Here is a 17,341-nt window from a genome sequence, read left to right as displayed (position 1 = left end):
GACATGTTAAAATTTGTAAAAAATCATATGGAAACCATTACGGGTATAGAAATATACCCGATGATTTCCCTACTCATCTTCTTTACCTTCTTTGTAGTGTTATTTTGGTGGGTAATCACAGCAAAAAAAGAATACATTACCAAAGTGAGTAATATTCCATTAGATAATCCACAAAACGACCAAACGCTATGAGAAATTTTATTCCATCTTGGGTACGCGTACTCACTGTTTTCTTCCTCATATTTATAGGAATTGAATACTTTGTCGAATCGGGCGACAGACCCGCATTTATGGCAGAACCAATGATCATGTTATTTCTTGTATTGGTACTATTTATTTTGATTGCCATTGAAGGAATTGTAGCAGCTGTAGAAAGAGTTCTTTTCAACGGATTGGATGAAGCTGGAAAAGAACGCTACTTAAAAAACAAAAACAAAACACCTCAGTTTAAAAAGCTAAAAAGGATTTACGAGAAGTTAATTGATTCTAAACCTGTAGAAGCTGAAGCTGAAATTATTTTAGATCATAATTACGACGGAATTAAAGAGCTTGATAACAACTTGCCGCCTTGGTGGTTGTACGGTTTCTACGCGTCTATTGTTTTTGCAGCTATTTATCTAGTAAAGTATCATGTGTTTAATGGTGAAAATCAATACATGGAACTTGAACGAGATTATGCAGAAGCACAAGTTGAAATTGACAAATACAATGCAACTGCAAAAGATAGAGTAGACTTTGAAAGTGTAGTATTACTCACAGATGCGGCTGATATAAGTGCAGGAAAAGCCATATTTGAAAAAAACTGTGTAGCATGCCATGCCATTGATGGTGGAGGAGGAATTGGTCCAAATCTAACGGATAAGTATTGGATTTTAGGTGGTGGAATTAATAATGTATTTAAAACCATTTCTAAAGGTGGACGAAGCGGAAAAGGAATGGAATCATGGTCAAGAAAAGGACTCAAAGCTTCACAAATTGCACAGGTAGCAAGTTATGTGTTGACTTTTGAAGGAACCACTCCATCCGAAAGTGCAAAAGGTCCTGAAGGCGAAATATGGGAAGCACCTAAAGCAGATGCTGAAACCGAAACTGAAGTTGAAAAAGTTACAGATTCTGTAAAGACTGTTACAGAAAAAGTCAAAGAATAATAAAAAACACAATATTGTGGAAACACCAGAAAACGAAAAATTTAGAGATTCCATCGGAACCGTAAATGAAGAAGGAAAACGTGCTTGGGTGTATCCAAAAAAACCGAGCGGCAAATATTACGAATGGCGGAAAATAGTCAGTTATGTATTGTTAGTTTTTTTGTTTGCCGCTCCATTTGTGAAAATTAATGGAAACCAGTTTCTGTTATTCAATGTACTGGAACGTCGTTTCAATATTTTTGGATTTCCATTTTGGCCACAAGATTTTCACTTAGTTGTTATTTCGATGATTATCGGCGTCATATTTATCACGCTATTTACGGTAGCTTTTGGACGTATATTTTGTGGCTGGATGTGTCCACAAACGATCTTTATGGAAATGGTTTTTCGTCGTATTGAATACTGGATTGAAGGTGATAGAGGAAAACAAATACGATTAGATAAACAAAAGTGGAATGCAGAAAAGATTAAAAAAAGACTGCTAAAATGGTTTATCTTTTTTTTGATTTCTTTCGCAATTGCCAACGTGTTTCTGGCGTACCTTATTGGAAGTGATCAACTCATTCAAGATATTTTAGACGGACCTTTTAAACACTTAGGAACCTTATTTCCACTACTCATATTTACGGCTATATTTTACTTTGTGTTTGCCTGGTTTCGTGAGCAAGTGTGTATTATAGCTTGTCCTTACGGAAGGTTGCAAGGTGTTTTATTAGATAACCAATCCATCTTAGTTGCCTACGATCATAAACGCGGAGAAGGCGAAAATGGACGTAAAAAGTTTCGTAAAAATGAAGATCGATACGAATTAGGTTTTGGTGATTGTATTGATTGTTTTCAGTGTGTAAATGTATGTCCTACAGGAATTGACATCAGAAACGGAACGCAACTCGAATGCGTAAACTGTACTGCTTGTATTGATGAGTGTGATACTATCATGGAAAAGGTAAACTTACCAAAAGGATTGATTCGCTACACGAGTGAAGCCGAAATAGAAAAGAAGGAAAAATTTAAGTTCACACCACGATTAAAAGGATATACGGCAGTTTTAGTAATTCTTATCGGAATATTAGTTGGAATGCTTTTGATACGAAATGATGTAGAGGCTAACATTTTACGATTGCGCGGACAATTGTATGAACAAAAAGAAGGAAACATAATCAGTAATGTGTTTACCTATAAATTGATCAACAAAACCACGGAAGAAATTCCGGACGTAGAGTTTAGAGTTCGAAAAAATATAGGAACAATAAAACTGGTTTCCACAACCAATAATTTTGTGGTTCCAAAACAAGGAATTGCTGAAGGAACCATGTTTATAGAAATACATAAAAGCAAGATAAAAAGTGGTAAAAATAAAGTCTCTGTTGATGTGTATAGCAAAGGTAAACTGATAGAAACGACCACGATAAACTTTATAGGACCCACGAGTTATAATTAGTTAGTGGTTTTTGGATGTTTGGTATTAGTAAACGTCAGTTCGAGTGATTTTGTCATATTGAGCGTAGTCGAAATAGATAAAATTGTATCGAGAACTGCTTTGAAACGAAAATTGCATTAAGGATTACTCATGGCTCTTTGATTTAATTAAATCGGAAATCGTGAATAATTATTTGAGGCATTGTTGGAGCTCTTTGTGAAATGCTGAATGAAGTTCACTATTACGAATAAAAGCGACTGCCGAAAGCCTGACCGAAGCGCAAGCGAAGGAAATGCCATAAAACATAAAAATAAAACGACATGAAAATAAATTGGGGAACAGGAATCGTACTTGCGTTTGTAGCATTTATCAGTTTTATCATGTATTTCATTGTAAATATGAATGTGCAAGATAAATATGATCATGATTTGGTAACCGATTCCTATTATGAAGAAGAATTAAAATATCAATCAAGTATTGATAAGCAACGAAATGCTCAAAAATTAAAAGAAAATGTAAGCGTACAACAAACAAGTGCTGGGCTTGAAATTACATTTCCAAAAGCATTTGATATCAATACTATTAAAGGAAAAGTGTTCCTATACAGACCATCTAATAGACAATTTGATTTCGAGATGCCAATTTCGTTATCCAATCACACATTGCTCATACCTGACAATCGTTTGTTAGGTGGTCGTTGGAACCTTACCATCGATTGGAGTTACGATACAGAAGATTATTTATATAAACAAGAACTAAATTATTAGATGATTTTTGCGGGTTTCATATTAGGATTATTAGGGAGTTTTCACTGTGTTGGGATGTGTGGACCAATAGCCTTTATGTTACCCGTTGATCGTACCAATAGCTATAAAAAAGTAGCACAAATTTTACTGTATCATATTGGACGATTACTTTCGTATGCAACAATTGGTTTTGTGTTTGGCATGCTTGGAAAAAGCCTTTATATCTTCGGAATGCAGCAACGTTTGTCTATCATTATTGGAGTTTTGATGATTGTTGTGATCTTGATTCCTTACAAAACCTTTAGTAAATACAACTTTTCAAAACCTATTTTTAAAGTGATTTCCAAAGTAAAATCGAGCTTAGGAAAACAGTTTAAAAAGAAAACACTAGATACTTTTTTTACAATCGGATTTTTAAATGGATTTCTACCTTGCGGATTGGTGTATATGGCAGTTTTTGGAGCTATTGCCACCGGAAGTGTGCTAGAAGGAAGTGTATACATGCTCTTTTTTGGTTTAGGAACTATTCCGTTAATGACTACCGCAATTTATATTGGAAAGTTTTTAAATACATCTATTAAAAAGCGCATTCAGAAAGCAATTCCTGTATTTGTAGTCATTATTGGAATGCTCTTTATTCTTCGCGGATTAGGTTTGGGAATTCCCTACATTTCTCCAACTCCAAATGCTGGAATGGTGACCAATACCATGAACTGTCACTGATAAAAGTTTAGGAATCCTTTTTTGATAAGTAATAGTATAATTTTAAATATTAGAATCAATATAGATATACCAATTCCCATCAGCTTGTTTTTTCCATATAAGAACATATTTTCCACCATAACTTCCGCTACATTGTCCAATTTCAAAAGCAAAATTAGCATTAACGATTTCTAATTTCTTTGGCTGTAGTTGTAAAGAATACTTTTTATTATTCATATAACCATATTCCTTAACCAGACTTTCTCTTCCTTTTACTATAGGTTTATGATTGTAATACATTGTATTTTCACTGTAGAGTTGTTTGACAAGGTTTTCAGCATTATGAGCATTACAAAGTTCCATCCATAGTTTTCGTCTTTTGACTATCTCAGGTGTTTGAATTTTAGTGTTTGATACACGACTTATTTCAGTAAATTCGAATTCTCTGATTACTTTTTTATCTTTTAGTTTCCAAATTACGATCTGAATATATTCTTTACGATTATCTGTTTGATATTTTATCAACTCATATGTAATACCTTCTGCTTTATTTGCTTCCACACTAAAGAGTGATTCAATAGATGTAATCTTATTTTTGTGTATTCCATAATAATTTGCTATTTGTGGAGAACCATTAATAATACTATCTGTTGAAATAATCTTAATAGCATTTGCGTCATAAGAATTTTTGAGAGCAGTTATGTCATTATTATTTATAGCTTGTACCCAATCGGTATGATTGTTCAGAGTCTTTTTGGGTTGAACTACTTTAGTATTTGAATTGGATATGTTTTGGTTTTTTGATTCTTGTTGTTTACATCCACTAACGGACAAGAAGACAATGAGTAGAAGTATCACTTTTAATTTCATTTTCCTTAAAACTAAATTTATAATTTTTATAAGAGTAATTATTGTTAAAGCTATGACAATCTACTTGAAAGTCAAAATTGTTTGAAATACTTCTTCATCTATGACATATATCATAGTTTTTCGCTTGATTCTTGGGTACTTTTAGTATAGAAATTACAAAGAGGACAACATGTAAAAGCCTTTAGAATTGTATTCATGATTCTAGGCGATTTCTATCAAATTCAATTAAAAATTATAAAAAGATGAAAAAAAGAACACCAGTTTCAAGTATCATGACCGCTGAGGTTATTACGTTAAACCATACAGACAGTTTAGACACGGCAGAACGTTTATTTAAATCAAAAAATATCCGCCATATTCCTGTAGTAAGTGGAGAAGAAATTATTGGAATGCTGAGTTATACAGATTTACTTCGTATTAGTTTTGCTGATGCTACTTTTGAAGAAGAGGAAAACGTAGAAACGATTGTGTACAATATGTTTACGATTGAGCAAGTTATGGCAAAAAACTTGGTCAGTGTAAGTTCGCAAACAACGATTAAAGAAGCTGCTGAGATTTTGGCAAAAAAGGAATTTCATGCCTTGCCAGTTGTAGATGAAGGAAAACTCGTTGGAATTTTAACAACGACTGATTTAATTAATTACCTGTTAGATCAATATTAATTCTAACAAAAGCAGTAGTAGAACTCATTAAAAGTATCGTCAGATGAAAAATATTCTAGTATTAACCGATTTCTCGCAATGTTCACGTAACGCCATACAATATGCTATCAACTTTCTAAAAAACGAAACCTGTTGTTTTTATGTGATGCATGTGCATAAATCAAGTAGTTTTACACTAGATGATTTAATGTCTTCTGCTACTGCTAATGTATATGAAAGTGTCTTAAAAGCAGAAAAAAAGCGTTTACAGAAGCTGAAAGAGGAACTTGAAAACACTTCACTTTACAAGCATACATTCGAAACCATTTTAGCATATAATAACTTTATTGAAGCTACACATAAAATTATTAAAGAAAAAGAAATTGATCTTTTAGTAGCTGGTTTTAATGGTGTTTCAAATACAAGCGAAATTCTCTTCGGAAGTCATACATTAAGTATCATTAGAAGAATTCATTGCAAAACATTGGTCATTCCTGAAGACGTAAAATTTCAGAATCCAAAAACAATGTTACTACCATTAGATGCCAAAGATGATATTGAAAGTAAAACCTTTGAAAATCTATTGCTTACAGCAAAAGATTATGGAATGCAAGTGCATGTACTTCGTGTGTATGAAACAGAATCTACAGGCAATCGTTACGACGAATCGTACTTGCTAAAACATTACAAAGAAGTAGACTATATATATCATGCTGTAGAAAATGTACCGTTGGATTATGTAAAATCGTGTTATGTGCAAACGCATGAGATTGATATGATTGGTCTAATTGTACAAAAGGAATCTGTCTTTGAGCGTTTATTCAAGCATTCTTCAACCACAGCCATCAGTAAAACATTAAAAAGACCTTTGTTGGTTGTACATCCTTGATGAACGAGAGGATTTATTTAAATTCTGTTCGAATTTGATCTCCCCAATAATAGGCGAAGTTATTTGCAAAATCATCACCTCTTTTTTTTATGTAATTAGAGCTCCAATATCGTTTGTAAACACTATTTATTTGATGACCAATTTCAAAAAGTAATAATCCTTCTAGGTAATATTTTTTAATTTTTTCTTCAGTCCATTTCAAAACCCATTCTTTGTTAGTATACACTAACTCTGGTTCATACGGAGTGTACCATTTTAAAGTCTTATTGGATGGTTTTTTATGCCCAAATTTCATTTTTAAATCTTTTGGGAAAGGATGCAACACAATTAAGTTTACTTCGCTTCCGCAAATAAAACAACCTTGAAAACCATCTTCCTTTTCATGTTCTTTATTCGATATTTTCCTTAGCCAAATATGTGTAATATGTTCCGTGTGTTCTGAAGGAAGTTTAGCAAAGAATTCTTTTATCTCTGCTACCGTAATAGGAAAGAAAAAATCTCTTGACGGATTGTCGATTATAAAAATAGGTGTTTCTTCTCCTTGTTTCGGCGCTAGAAAATTATGCTGTTTTTTAAAAATATTATCGGCGAGTTTAGGTCTTTTTCTTCCACCTTTTACATCACCAAATTTTCGACTCTTTTTCCATGCTGTCTCTTTTCTACTCTGCCTCATTGTGATATATTTTAAGGCTAATCTATACAATTTAATTCAAACCAAAAAAAGCAGGAAACCCCAGATTTTCCTGCTTTTCTACAATAAATAGTTAACTAACAACTAATATTCTTAAATTTTGAAAGTCATCACGGGCAATGTGGAGTGATTGGCAATGTCTTCAGAAATACTTCCTTCAAAGAAATGTGACAATCCAGTGCGTCCGTGCGTAGCCACAGCTATCAAATCAGCACCTTTCGTACTTGCAAAATTTAAAATACCTTGCTCAATAGAATAATCATTTACAAAATGAACATTTTCCATATTATCTAAGTTTCCATCAGCGATTTTTAAGAAGTCGGCTACTTTCAATTCCATCTCAGAAGAACTCTGGAAACTGGTGCCTGGTAAGTTTACATATACCAAGTGTAAATTTGCGCCAAGCAACTTAAATAAATGTGTCGCATTGATGTAGGGTTTGATAGCTTTTTTAGAAAAATCGCAAGCAAAAACCACTTTTTCAAAGTCCATCAAAATAGGATGATGTTTTACAACCAATACAGGAATATCTGCATGACGAACTACTTTTTCTGTGTTTGAGCCTATAAAGACTTCTTTTAGTCCGCTAGAGCCATGTGAGCCCATTACAATCAAATCTCCATTGTGCTCTTTTGCAACATCATTTACTTCGCTAAACACTTTAAAATGCTTCACAATAGGCGTTACTTGTATATCTTTTAAATAAGGTTTCTCTAAAAAATCTTTAAACTTTTGCTCGGCTAATTTTAAGTAAAATACCGTTTCTGCTTTTTTAGAATTATCATCATCTGAAATTACAGCATTTGATAGTTCTAGCATATGCAATGCTAAAATCTCTGAATTATATTTACGAGCTAAAGAAGCAGCAGCTTCTAAAGCATATTCTGAATGTTTAGAAAAATCTACAGGTACAATAATTTTTTTCATCTTAAATAGTTTTTTGTTAAATAGTCATAGAAAACAATTGTGTGTCAGGTTTTTTTCGCTGCAAAAGCACATCAAATGCCATGCATATATTTCTAACAAATGGTTTTCCTTTTTTGGTAATGTGAATTGTATTGTTGTCGATCTTTATTAGTTGATCACGTTCAAATTCCCCTAACTTTTCAGTAATATTTGTCAACTCTGGAATTTGCGTTGTTTCTGTTGTCCAAGAAGTTTTAAAGTGACACATTAAGTTTAAAATATGCTTACGAATAAGCAAATCTTCTGAACTCAATATATGTCCTTTACTCAACGGAATCATACCTTCATTGATTAAATGATAATAGGTTTCAATATTTTTTACATTTTGTGCAAAACCATACCAACTATCACTAATAGAAGACACGCCTAAACCAATCATTAATTGTGTTTTTTGAGCTGTATATCCCATAAAATTTCGATGCAAACGTTGCGCTATCATAGATGTATATAGCGAATCGGTTGGCAATGCAAAATGATCCATTCCGATATCTACATAATCAGCTTCATGCAATAATTGCTTTCCTAAGTTATACTGAGCTGTTTTTTCGGTTGCTGTTGGTAAATCTTCATCGCGAAAACCACGTTGTCCATTTCCTTTTATCCACGGAACATGTGCATAACTATAAAACGCAATACGATCGGGCGCTAATTGTTTTGTCTTGGCAATTGTTGTAGCAACATGTTCGGTTGTTTGAAATGGCAAGCCAAAAATAATATCATGTCCTACAGAAGTATAACCTATTTTTCTAGCCAATTCTGTGGCGCGTTTTACATTTTCAAAGGGTTGTACTCTATGAATTGCTTTTTGAACGGTTTCATTATAATCCTGTACACCAAAACACACACGTCTAAAACCTACATCATACAATGTTTGCAGATGTTGCTCAGTTGTATTGTTGGGATGTCCTTCAAAACTGAACTCATAATCGGTTGCCAATGTTGTATTGAAAAGCAATCCTTCAATTAATTCTTTTAAGTTTTCAGGTGAAAAAAAAGTAGGTGTTCCACCACCTAAATGAATTTCTTTAATCTTTGGTTTAGCTCCTAAAACTTTACGATACAAAGTCCATTCTTTCAACAATGCTTTAATGTATGGTTTTTCAACCTCATGACGTTTGGTAATGCGTTTATTACAACCACAAAACGTACACAAACTCTCGCAAAAAGGTAAATGTAAATACAAACTAATACCTTCGGAGTGATTACTTTCGTTAAAAGATTTTCGAATAGATTCTTTCCATTTCGCAACGGAAAAAGTTTCCATATTCCAATACGGAACGGTTGGATAACTTGTGTAGCGTGGACCTGCTACATTATACTTATTTACTAAATTGCACATACCTAATTTGTTACAGTTCAAAATTAGGAATCGTGTTGCAGGCAATATATGATAAATGTCATATTAAGAAATTAATTTCTCAGTTAAAACAAAAAAGCTTGTGTGTTTTACTTTATTACAATTATCTGAGAAAAGAATATGCTTAAAATAGTTATTACCATATTGTTAAGCCTATTTAAAAAATACGTCTAATGATCAAATAATGACTACTTTCGTCAGTACATTTCATAACTATATTTTTAAAGAAATCTAAAAAATGTCACTAACTTCTACTGAATATTACAACAGAGATCTTTCATGGTTACGCTTCAATCATCGTGTGTTGCAAGAAGCTGCAGATGTGCGAAACCCGTTGTATGAACGTATTAAGTTTTTGGCAATATTTTCTTCTAATTTGGATGAATTCTTCAAAGTACGTGTTTCTGCAATTCGTCAAATAAAAACCTTAGACAAAGGCTTGCGTAAAAAGCTGATCACAAAACCCAATAAGTTGTTGAAAAAGATCAAAAAAGAAGTCAATCAGCAACAAGAAGAATTTGGAAATGTTTTTAAAAAACAGATCATTCCAGAACTGAAAACAGCAGGAATGGAGTTGATTAATTATACTAAATTTTCTAAGGCACAACAACAATTCGCTAAAGCATATTACAAAGAAAATTTAGCTGCCAAATTAACACTCAAGCATCAATTTTCTCAAGAAGAAGATATTTTTATTGAAAACGAACAATTGTACTTAGCTTCTGTATACAACGATCAACTATTAGTATTTAAAATTCCCGCAGATACGCCACGATTTATAGTATTTCCTTCGGAAGATGATACACATCACATCACTTTTGTAGATGATATTTTAAAGCACAATCTCACGGAAGTATATCCAGAAAATACATTTCATTCCATTAAAGTTTCCCGTGATGCTGAATTGTATATCGAGAATGAATATTCGGGTAATTTATTAGAAAAAATAAAGAATTCTTTAGGCAATAGAAATACAGGTCAAGTAACACGTATGTTGATCGATCAGAATGCTTCTGAAGATTTGTTAGATGAACTAAAAGATGAATTTAACGTAAACGATACGGATATTGTTTTGGGCGGAACGTACCATAATTTTAAAGACTTTTTTGGTTTCCCAAATCCAACAGATAAAAAATTAGGTTTGCCTGATTTGCCACCAATTCGAAACAAAGCATTGAACGCATATAATAGCATGTTTTCTGCAATCACTGACAAAGACCGATTGTTATATTTTCCATATGAATCTTTTGATCATGTATCTGAATTATTGGAAGAAGCTGCCGCAGATGTAGCTGTTACCAAAATCAAAATTACTTTATATCGGGTCGCAAAAGAATCACGCTTAACCAATGCGTTGATTGAAGCTACAAAAAACGGGAAAGAAGTGACGGTTTTTATGGAAGCCAAAGCTCGATTTGATGAGCAGAACAACATTAAATGGGGAAAGATTTTAGAAGAACAAGGCGCAAAAGTTATTTACAGTTATCCGGGCATCAAAGTACATTCAAAAATACTCTGTATTACGCGAATTGAAAACGAAATTCCTGTATTGTATGGATATGTTGGTACAGGAAATTTTAATGAAAAAACAGCAAAACTTTATACTGATTTTGGCTTGATGACTACCAATGAAAAAATCACCTCAGAATTGTCGCAAGTATTTCAAGTTTTGGAACGTGAAATCATCATTCCGAAAAGTAAAAAACTCCTGATTTCTCCATTCACTTCGAGAAGTACTTTTTTAGAATTAATCGGTCAAGAAATAAAAAATGCTAACGAAGGAAAAGAAGCGTATATCATTTTAAAACTCAATAGTATTCAAGACAAACGTATGATTGAAGCTTTGTATGAAGCAAGCAACGCAGGCGTAAAAATTGAATTGTTAGTGCGTGGAATTTGTTGTATTGTGCCAGGTATTCCAAATCAAAGTGAAAATATTACTGTAAAAAGTATATTGGGACAATTCTTAGAACATGCACGCGTGTATATTTTTGCGAATGATGGAAACGAAAAAATGTACATCGGTTCTGCCGATTGGATGACGCGAAATTTAGATCATCGTATTGAAGTTATTGCGCCAATTTTAGACAAAGACATTCACCAACAATTACGTAACTATGTACAATGGCAGTTAGATGATACCGTAAAAGCCAGAATCATTGATGCCAAGCAGAAAAATAAATACGTTACACAAGATGCAAATGCGATTCATTCACAGGAAAAAGCGTATGACGAAATTCTGAAGATGAATTTATAAATAGAAGATTCAAAGTACTTCTCGATACATTTTTTCTTCATTTTATTACGAAAAATCACTCGAAGTGACGAGTAATAGTTTTGAAGTAAGTTTCTAACAGCTAAGCTATTTAAAGCATTATCATTATATGTAGAATATTCAAAACGTCAAATCGGGTGGTTTTCTCAAGAAAACAATATTGAGAAAATATATAATTTTAGAGTTCACTATTTTAAACAATATAGTGTAGTAACTCAGTTTTTGAGGATGAAATTAGGCTTTTGTCGTTATACCTTTATGCATATTAATATTAAAAACAACGATTATGTTAGACAAAATGCAACAGTATCAAATTGAGAATGTATCCCATATTAATGGAGGTACAGATGATGAACATTTACCTGAATGTTTTGGTGAACAACCAGATTAAGAAGAAGAGCATGATTGTTATCTATTGTTTAAAAGTAAATCTTAGATCGATTTTTTTAAGATTTTTAGTTTATGAATAGAATGCAAAAAATGGCTATAACTCATTGTTGTCTTTTTTAGGATACCATTACCTCTTTTTAGACTCAATAATATTTTCTCACTATTTATAAAGTCTTATAAACAAAATTCACAATGAAGTTATAGCCAATGTCTTATAGTTACAATTTGTATTTGTATTTGTATTGTTTTGCTGCAAACCAACCAACAATACAGGCAATTATTCCAATCAGCCAATATCCTTTTGCGGAAAGCGAAAAGAGTTGGAAAATAATTAAAATAGCACTTCCAATGACCCATAAAACATCAAGTAGTGTGATTAGGGAGATGATGTTTTTATGTTTTAAATAGTATTGGATGACTACTAAGATGCCAACAGCAAATACAATTAAATTAATTCCGATACTCGGCAATACATCTGCGTTTTGAAATCCTAAAAATGTTTGTAAATACTGATTTGCAAATAACAAGGAAAATCCACTTGTCATAGAAAATGCAGCATTACAGCGTAACCAAAACTTCAAATTTTCCATGTACTTTATCTTTGGCACAAAGAAACAATTGAAACCTGAGAGTTTTATGATGTTTCACGACAATTAGTTGCGATAATGCGACAAGCACTTTATTCCTAAAATACTTTGTGTACTTTTGAGTATGAATGAAAAATTAATAGCAAAAACGATATTTATTAGTTACTTAAGTTACGCGTCACAATTAAAAATAGACACTACAAGCTTCATGAAAAATGAAGTTACGATGAAAGACGCTGATTTCGTTTCGTTTGAGCAGTTTGATCTTTTAATACAACTGATAGTTCAAAAAACAACAAATGAAAATATAGGATTGTATTTTGGAGAACAATCTAATATAGCAGCACTTGGTGTTGTAGGTCAGTTGATACAAACGAGTAAAACGATAGGAAATGGTATTGAGCAAGCATTGTCCTTTTTTAATTTGATTAGTAATGTCATTACGTTACGATTGCAAAAAGAAGCTACAAGCTTTAAGCTATACTTTGAAATTGATAAAGCCGTTAAGGAAAAATATCCCATTACTTACAAACAATTAGTTGTAAGCTCAATGACTTTTATATACAAAGAAATTCACTTTTTAGCGTTACAAAAAAAGCATCCTACGCATGTTGCATTTGACTTTGAAATTGATGCTATTTCATTATATGAACGTATATTTCAGTGTTCAGTTGATTCAAAAAACGAACAAAATTTTATAGAATTTCCTTCCGAGATTCTTGAAGAGAAAATTGTGTATGCTGACTATGAATTGTTTGTACACTTAGAAAAAATAGTTTGCAAACGTTTAACAGCTCAAAAAGGGAAGTCAGAAAAAGTTACGGATACTGTAAAAGAGGTAATCTGCAAACTATTAAATCCTGATTTTCCAAAATTAACGACTGTAGCAAATCATTTGCATATTTCAGAACGTGCTCTGCAGCGAAAGCTTAAAAAAGAAAATACAACATACAGTCAGTTGTTAAGTGAACTCAAAAAAAGTATGGCTGTAGAATATTTGGCATCTACAAATAGCATAAAAGAGATTAGTTATTTGTTAGGATATTCAAATCCTAGTGCTTTTGTAAATGCTTTTAAAAGTTGGTATCAAATTTCTCCATCATTGTACAGGGAAGAACGAATCTGTATCAATTAATCACGTTAATTAATGTATTTTTGAAACTAAAACTACGCCATGTCTTCAACTTCATTTGAACAATTTCTGACCGATTTAGGCAACGAATCTTTATATGTGTTAGATCAGAACATTTCAAAGGTAAATTATATTGCTTTAGATTTATCTGTGACGAATGCACAATTAAAAACTGTTGATGTGTCTTCTTCGGATACATTAGGAATGTATATTGATAGTTATATTGCGATGAATAAAGCAAAAGTCGCTTTTGGTGGTTATCTAGAAAAACGTGGAATTTACAATAGAAGCGACTATTTTAACGATCAAAACCCAGAAACAGAACGCAATATTCATTTAGGTTTGGATTTATGGATTGAAGCAGAAACACCAATTTATACTCCATTAGATGGTGAAATACATAGTTTTCAAAATAATACAAATTTTGGCGATTATGGACCTACAATTATTCTAAAACATACAATTAATACAGTAACATTTTATACTTTATATGGGCATTTAAGTCTCGCTTCTATCAAAGATATACATGTTGGTCAAAGCTTTAAAAAAGGCGAGCAAATTGCTAGTTTAGGAGCAGCAAATGTAAATGGCGATTATCCGCCGCACTTGCACTTTCAAGTCATTAAAGACATGCAAGATTACAAAGGTGATTATCCAGGTGTAGCTTCTCAAAAAGACTTAGGATTTTATAAAGAAAATTGCCCTGATCCAAATCTATTATTAGGATTATAATTCGTTATCTCTCTTTTCGTAAGTTTCTGATGATTCACGGAATTATAGGTTGCTTTTTTTAGTTCTTTTTTCTCCTAAAATACAGATATATAGCTGTTAAATTTGAGTTATTTTCTGTTTGTTTTGGTTCTTGTTAATTTGTTATAATTCAGTGAATTGCGAGTTGCTTTCCTATTACTTCTCGTTCTGCTAAATTAATTTTACTCCATTATTAATTTAAAAACTTAGTACATTATGAAAAAAAGAAGTTTAAAAGCTTTAAAGCTTACGAAAAAATCAATCTCTGCTTTAACAAATGTTAAAAATGTTCAAGGAGGAAGAGGCGGATCACTTATTGGAGTATGTGATACAGAATATTTTTGTGATACATGGGCATCATGTGATCCTATAAAACTTTCAGATTTCTGTGATCCGAGAAAACCTTAAAATTGTTAGGAATATTTAGGTGAATTGAGGATGTCTAAAAAGTACAGATTTCGTCAAGCCGAACCTGATTCGGTTTCTCATAATAATTGAAAATCAATATGATGAGATTCTGAGTCAAGCTCAGAATGACGTTTCAATTACCTTTTTAGACAGCCTCTTTATACTTATATTTTAATGAAATTATTTGTGCTATTCACTGTAACTAATTTCAATATCTTCGTCTAAGTCAAGTATGTATACATCTGTAAAAATTTTGGCTGCGATAGCTGCTGCTGTTTTTGTGTCAGCACCAAAAACCTTATTATATATTTGATGTTCGTAGCTAAATCCTTCATGCGTTGCAATAGGTTGTAGCAGTTCTTTTTCTTCTTCAGAAAGACTATACGTAGGTAGGTCAAACAACAATTCTTTGCGTTGCGTAAGTGCAAATTGTACAAATTTTTCTGTGCGACAACATTGAAAAATAACAAAACCATCGGCAGGCATTGTAGATAGCTTTTTGAGTGCGCTTTCAAACCTTTTCTTGGTTAAGGTTGCTTCTTCGTTTTCCGTTTTTACAAAGAAATCCATGGCTAATTCTACAATTTCATTGTGCTGGTTCAATCCCCAATATGCAGGATAATAACCATCGCCCCAACCTGAAGCATGAATGATCATATTTCCTTTAAAGGTTTTGTCGGGTATATGGTTTGCCCAAGTACCATCTTTTGAACCGTATTTGCTATCTGCGGAAGCGGCAACCATTTCTTCATACAACACGTCATCATAGTAATTAAAAAGCTCAGGGCCAGAATATAACTCATCAGATTTTTTTAAATACACTTTATGTGTTTCATCATCGGCAAAGAAAGCTAAACCAGCATCTACAGGAAAGCCTAAAATTTCTCTAGGTTTTAAGTTGAGTACCGTTTCAACTTCATCGTTTTCTGTCAAAGCTAAAATCCAGCGAGTTGCTTTTTCTTCTTTAAATTTTATTTTAGAATAGGCAATTCGATAATGATCTTCTCCTATTTCCTTAAAATATAAATTCACAGGATATGTACCTGGTGTCACTGTTTTTACAAAGGGTTTTACATGATCAGATACAAAAGGATCTGCAGTAATAATTTTTCCGCTAGGAATATAAATATCGCCTACAAACTGTTCTATAAGCGCATCAGAGTTCATTAAATACGATACATCGTAATCGATTTCTATATCTTTTAACTGTGTTGGCTTTTTGGGCTTTTTAAAAAAGTTGAATAATCCCATGTGTATTTTATTTTTCTTCTATTGTATTTCCTGCTGCGTCTAAACCTAAGAATGGATTGTACGCTATTTCCCATAAATTATCATCCAAATCGGCAATATAACCGCTATAACCGCCCCAAAATACTTCTTCGGGTTGTTTGACGATTTTAACACCTTTAGCTGCTAAATCTGTTATGATTTGATCTACTTCTTCTTTGGTGCGTGTATTGTATGCTAAGGTAAATGCTTTGAAACCAGAACCAGTTGGGTTGACAGTAGCATCTTCAGCAAGTTTTTCTTTTGGATATAACGAAAGTAATATACCGTTTAATTGAAAAAATGAAATGCTATCATTACTTGCGTTGGTCAATGACCAACCAAACTTTTCTTTGTAAAAAGCTGTAGCAGTTTTTAAATCATTTACACCTAAGCCGATAATAGTTACTCTTGGTTGCATGTTTTTTTATTTAAAATATATTTTAGATTTTTCATAAACGTCTTGTCCAGGAATATTGACTGTCATCCAATAAAAATTATCTTCTTTTGCTAATATCTGATATACATATCGATCTCCTTTTACACTAAAATTGGCTCTTGATTCGTTGTCACTTTTTATAAAAACCAATTCAAATTCAGTATCGCTAATCCATGTACAGGTAAGTTGTGAGGTGGATGTATCTGAAAAATAATCTGTCCAGAAACCATCTTTCATCACCACTTTTGTTTTCTGACCCGCAACTTCATAGTAATAGAATTCTGTTAGTGTTTTAAATTCTTCAAGTTGTTTTTTGGTCATTTTGGAAGTTGGTTTTTCTGTAATTCTGGTAACACCTTCTTTTGGAGGTTCTAAGCGATCGAGCAATTCACGAAATCCTACACAATTCCGCTGCATTCTGTAATACAGTTGATTGCCAATTTTTTGCATTTGTGTTTTCTCTACTTTGTTTAGGTATGGATAAAATTGTTCGTTGTAGAGCGTATTTATTTTTAAGGTATCATTCTTAACATTTATTTGCTTCAAGTAATCACAAAATACAAGCGATACGGAATCTATTTCCTTTATCGTCTGAGCAAATGTAAGATTGGTAATTCCGATGAAAAGGAAAAACAGGTATATTTTTTTCATGTAGTGTAATTAT

General features: G+C 32.5%; 19 protein-coding genes. 11 read left to right on the top strand and 8 right to left on the bottom strand.

The window, feature by feature from the left end; all coding sequences use genetic code 11:
- The first annotated feature begins 3 nt into the window (after nucleotides 1-3).
- From ACOQOS_RS12880 to ACOQOS_RS12860, 5 genes are all read left to right on the top strand, one after another.
- Nucleotides 4-192, top strand: a complete 189-nt coding sequence (locus tag ACOQOS_RS12880) for a CcoQ/FixQ family Cbb3-type cytochrome c oxidase assembly chaperone (protein ID WP_420570872.1) — start codon at nucleotides 4-6, stop codon at nucleotides 190-192.
- On the top strand, nucleotides 189-1,148 hold the full coding sequence (locus tag ACOQOS_RS12875) for a cbb3-type cytochrome c oxidase N-terminal domain-containing protein (RefSeq protein ID WP_420570871.1): 960 nt from the start codon (nucleotides 189-191) through the stop codon (nucleotides 1,146-1,148). Before ACOQOS_RS12880 ends, ACOQOS_RS12875 begins: the two co-directional genes overlap by 4 nt.
- 16 nt (nucleotides 1,149-1,164) lie before the next feature.
- Nucleotides 1,165-2,589, top strand: coding sequence for a cytochrome c oxidase accessory protein CcoG (gene ccoG, locus ACOQOS_RS12870; protein WP_420570870.1), 1,425 nt, complete (start codon nucleotides 1,165-1,167; stop codon nucleotides 2,587-2,589).
- A gap of 299 nt (nucleotides 2,590-2,888) precedes the next feature.
- The gene (locus ACOQOS_RS12865) at nucleotides 2,889-3,335 is read left to right on the top strand and encodes a FixH family protein (protein ID WP_420570869.1); all 447 of its coding nucleotides are present in this window, start codon (nucleotides 2,889-2,891) and stop codon (nucleotides 3,333-3,335) included.
- Nucleotides 3,336-4,037 carry a sulfite exporter TauE/SafE family protein gene (locus tag ACOQOS_RS12860; protein ID WP_420570868.1) on the top strand — a complete coding sequence of 234 codons (702 nt, stop codon included), beginning with the start codon at nucleotides 3,336-3,338 and terminating at the stop codon, nucleotides 4,035-4,037.
- A gap of 42 nt (nucleotides 4,038-4,079) precedes the next feature.
- On the opposite strand, the gene ACOQOS_RS12855 is transcribed toward ACOQOS_RS12860, so the two are convergent.
- On the bottom strand, nucleotides 4,080-4,886 hold the full coding sequence (locus tag ACOQOS_RS12855; RefSeq protein ID WP_420570867.1) for a YybH family protein: 807 nt from the start codon (nucleotides 4,884-4,886) through the stop codon (nucleotides 4,080-4,082).
- 242 nt (nucleotides 4,887-5,128) lie between these two features.
- Between ACOQOS_RS12855 and ACOQOS_RS12850 the strand changes: the two genes are divergently transcribed.
- Together ACOQOS_RS12850 and ACOQOS_RS12845 are read left to right on the top strand one after the other, a co-directional pair.
- Complete coding sequence (locus ACOQOS_RS12850; protein WP_420570866.1) at nucleotides 5,129-5,548, top strand: CBS domain-containing protein; 420 nt, start codon at nucleotides 5,129-5,131, stop codon at nucleotides 5,546-5,548.
- A 43-nt stretch (nucleotides 5,549-5,591) separates the two neighbouring features.
- A complete protein-coding gene (locus tag ACOQOS_RS12845; RefSeq protein WP_420570865.1) occupies nucleotides 5,592-6,416 on the top strand; it encodes a universal stress protein in 825 nt (274 codons plus the stop codon).
- A gap of 13 nt (nucleotides 6,417-6,429) precedes the next feature.
- Here ACOQOS_RS12845 and ACOQOS_RS12840 read toward each other — a convergent pair whose 3' ends face one another.
- From ACOQOS_RS12840 to hemN, 3 genes are all read right to left on the bottom strand, one after another.
- Complete coding sequence (locus tag ACOQOS_RS12840; RefSeq protein WP_420570864.1) at nucleotides 6,430-7,089, bottom strand: hypothetical protein; 660 nt, start codon at nucleotides 7,087-7,089, stop codon at nucleotides 6,430-6,432.
- 111 nt (nucleotides 7,090-7,200) lie between these two features.
- A complete protein-coding gene (locus ACOQOS_RS12835; RefSeq protein WP_420570863.1) occupies nucleotides 7,201-8,034 on the bottom strand; it encodes a universal stress protein in 834 nt (277 codons plus the stop codon).
- Between the two features lie 16 nt (nucleotides 8,035-8,050).
- Nucleotides 8,051-9,412, bottom strand: a complete 1,362-nt coding sequence (gene hemN / locus ACOQOS_RS12830) for an oxygen-independent coproporphyrinogen III oxidase (RefSeq protein ID WP_420570862.1) — start codon at nucleotides 9,410-9,412, stop codon at nucleotides 8,051-8,053.
- Nucleotides 9,413-9,668: 256 nt separating this feature from the next.
- On the opposite strand from hemN, the gene ppk1 reads away from it, so the two are divergent.
- Entirely contained in the window at nucleotides 9,669-11,687 is a 2,019-nt protein-coding gene (ppk1, locus tag ACOQOS_RS12825) for a polyphosphate kinase 1 (protein WP_420570861.1), read from the top strand.
- Between the two features lie 626 nt (nucleotides 11,688-12,313).
- Here the strand turns inward: ppk1 and ACOQOS_RS12820 are convergent.
- Nucleotides 12,314-12,685 (bottom strand): hypothetical protein, encoded by a 372-nt coding sequence (locus ACOQOS_RS12820; RefSeq protein ID WP_420570860.1) that lies wholly within the window; start codon nucleotides 12,683-12,685, stop codon nucleotides 12,314-12,316.
- A 205-nt stretch (nucleotides 12,686-12,890) separates the two neighbouring features.
- On the opposite strand from ACOQOS_RS12820, the gene ACOQOS_RS12815 reads away from it, so the two are divergent.
- The 3 genes from ACOQOS_RS12815 to ACOQOS_RS12805 all read left to right on the top strand — a co-directional run bounded on the left by ACOQOS_RS12815 (nucleotide 12,891) and on the right by ACOQOS_RS12805 (nucleotide 14,972).
- Nucleotides 12,891-13,817 (top strand): AraC family transcriptional regulator ligand-binding domain-containing protein, encoded by a 927-nt coding sequence (locus ACOQOS_RS12815; RefSeq protein ID WP_420570859.1) that lies wholly within the window; start codon nucleotides 12,891-12,893, stop codon nucleotides 13,815-13,817.
- A 39-nt stretch (nucleotides 13,818-13,856) separates the two neighbouring features.
- Nucleotides 13,857-14,546: a peptidoglycan DD-metalloendopeptidase family protein gene (locus tag ACOQOS_RS12810; RefSeq protein ID WP_420570858.1), complete on the top strand. Its 690-nt coding sequence runs from the start codon at nucleotides 13,857-13,859 to the stop codon at nucleotides 14,544-14,546.
- Between the two features lie 234 nt (nucleotides 14,547-14,780).
- Entirely contained in the window at nucleotides 14,781-14,972 is a 192-nt protein-coding gene (locus ACOQOS_RS12805; RefSeq protein WP_420570857.1) for a hypothetical protein, read from the top strand.
- Between the two features lie 189 nt (nucleotides 14,973-15,161).
- On the opposite strand, the gene ACOQOS_RS12800 is transcribed toward ACOQOS_RS12805, so the two are convergent.
- The 3 genes from ACOQOS_RS12800 to ACOQOS_RS12790 are packed head-to-tail and all read right to left on the bottom strand — an operon-like array spanning nucleotide 15,162 to nucleotide 17,328.
- Nucleotides 15,162-16,223: a DUF4241 domain-containing protein gene (locus tag ACOQOS_RS12800; RefSeq protein ID WP_420570856.1), complete on the bottom strand. Its 1,062-nt coding sequence runs from the start codon at nucleotides 16,221-16,223 to the stop codon at nucleotides 15,162-15,164.
- A gap of 7 nt (nucleotides 16,224-16,230) precedes the next feature.
- Entirely contained in the window at nucleotides 16,231-16,659 is a 429-nt protein-coding gene (locus ACOQOS_RS12795) for a VOC family protein (RefSeq protein WP_420570855.1), read from the bottom strand.
- Nucleotides 16,660-16,665: 6 nt separating this feature from the next.
- Complete coding sequence (locus ACOQOS_RS12790) at nucleotides 16,666-17,328, bottom strand: hypothetical protein (RefSeq protein ID WP_420570854.1); 663 nt, start codon at nucleotides 17,326-17,328, stop codon at nucleotides 16,666-16,668.
- Nucleotides 17,329-17,341 lie beyond the last annotated feature (13 nt).

Origin of the sequence: Kordia sp., assembly GCF_965224175.1 — a bacterium.
Taxonomy (GTDB): domain Bacteria; phylum Bacteroidota; class Bacteroidia; order Flavobacteriales; family Flavobacteriaceae; genus Kordia.
Note: the sequence above shows the minus strand (reverse complement) of the source record. Positions and strands in the feature narration are given on the sequence as shown.

Excerpts from the sequence above, each read along its gene's own strand:
- ACOQOS_RS12840 (WP_420570864.1), bottom strand. The coding sequence starts at position 7,089 with ATGAGGCAGAGTAGAAAAGAGACAGCATGGAAAAAGAGTCGAAAATTT.
- ACOQOS_RS12880 (WP_420570872.1), top strand. The coding sequence starts at position 4 with ATGTTAAAATTTGTAAAAAATCATATGGAAACCATTACGGGTATAGAA.
- hemN (WP_420570862.1), bottom strand. The coding sequence starts at position 9,412 with ATGTGCAATTTAGTAAATAAGTATAATGTAGCAGGTCCACGCTACACA.
- ACOQOS_RS12815 (WP_420570859.1), top strand. The coding sequence starts at position 12,891 with ATGAAAAATGAAGTTACGATGAAAGACGCTGATTTCGTTTCGTTTGAG.
- ACOQOS_RS12855 (WP_420570867.1), bottom strand. The coding sequence starts at position 4,886 with ATGAAATTAAAAGTGATACTTCTACTCATTGTCTTCTTGTCCGTTAGT.
- ACOQOS_RS12865 (WP_420570869.1), top strand. The coding sequence starts at position 2,889 with ATGAAAATAAATTGGGGAACAGGAATCGTACTTGCGTTTGTAGCATTT.
- ACOQOS_RS12805 (WP_420570857.1), top strand. The coding sequence starts at position 14,781 with ATGAAAAAAAGAAGTTTAAAAGCTTTAAAGCTTACGAAAAAATCAATC.
- ACOQOS_RS12790 (WP_420570854.1), bottom strand. The coding sequence starts at position 17,328 with ATGAAAAAAATATACCTGTTTTTCCTTTTCATCGGAATTACCAATCTT.
- ACOQOS_RS12875 (WP_420570871.1), top strand. The coding sequence starts at position 189 with ATGAGAAATTTTATTCCATCTTGGGTACGCGTACTCACTGTTTTCTTC.
- ACOQOS_RS12860 (WP_420570868.1), top strand. The coding sequence starts at position 3,336 with ATGATTTTTGCGGGTTTCATATTAGGATTATTAGGGAGTTTTCACTGT.
- ACOQOS_RS12845 (WP_420570865.1), top strand. The coding sequence starts at position 5,592 with ATGAAAAATATTCTAGTATTAACCGATTTCTCGCAATGTTCACGTAAC.
- ACOQOS_RS12795 (WP_420570855.1), bottom strand. The coding sequence starts at position 16,659 with ATGCAACCAAGAGTAACTATTATCGGCTTAGGTGTAAATGATTTAAAA.
- ACOQOS_RS12850 (WP_420570866.1), top strand. The coding sequence starts at position 5,129 with ATGAAAAAAAGAACACCAGTTTCAAGTATCATGACCGCTGAGGTTATT.
- ACOQOS_RS12835 (WP_420570863.1), bottom strand. The coding sequence starts at position 8,034 with ATGAAAAAAATTATTGTACCTGTAGATTTTTCTAAACATTCAGAATAT.
- ACOQOS_RS12820 (WP_420570860.1), bottom strand. The coding sequence starts at position 12,685 with ATGGAAAATTTGAAGTTTTGGTTACGCTGTAATGCTGCATTTTCTATG.
- ACOQOS_RS12800 (WP_420570856.1), bottom strand. The coding sequence starts at position 16,223 with ATGGGATTATTCAACTTTTTTAAAAAGCCCAAAAAGCCAACACAGTTA.
- ppk1 (WP_420570861.1), top strand. The coding sequence starts at position 9,669 with ATGTCACTAACTTCTACTGAATATTACAACAGAGATCTTTCATGGTTA.
- ACOQOS_RS12810 (WP_420570858.1), top strand. The coding sequence starts at position 13,857 with ATGTCTTCAACTTCATTTGAACAATTTCTGACCGATTTAGGCAACGAA.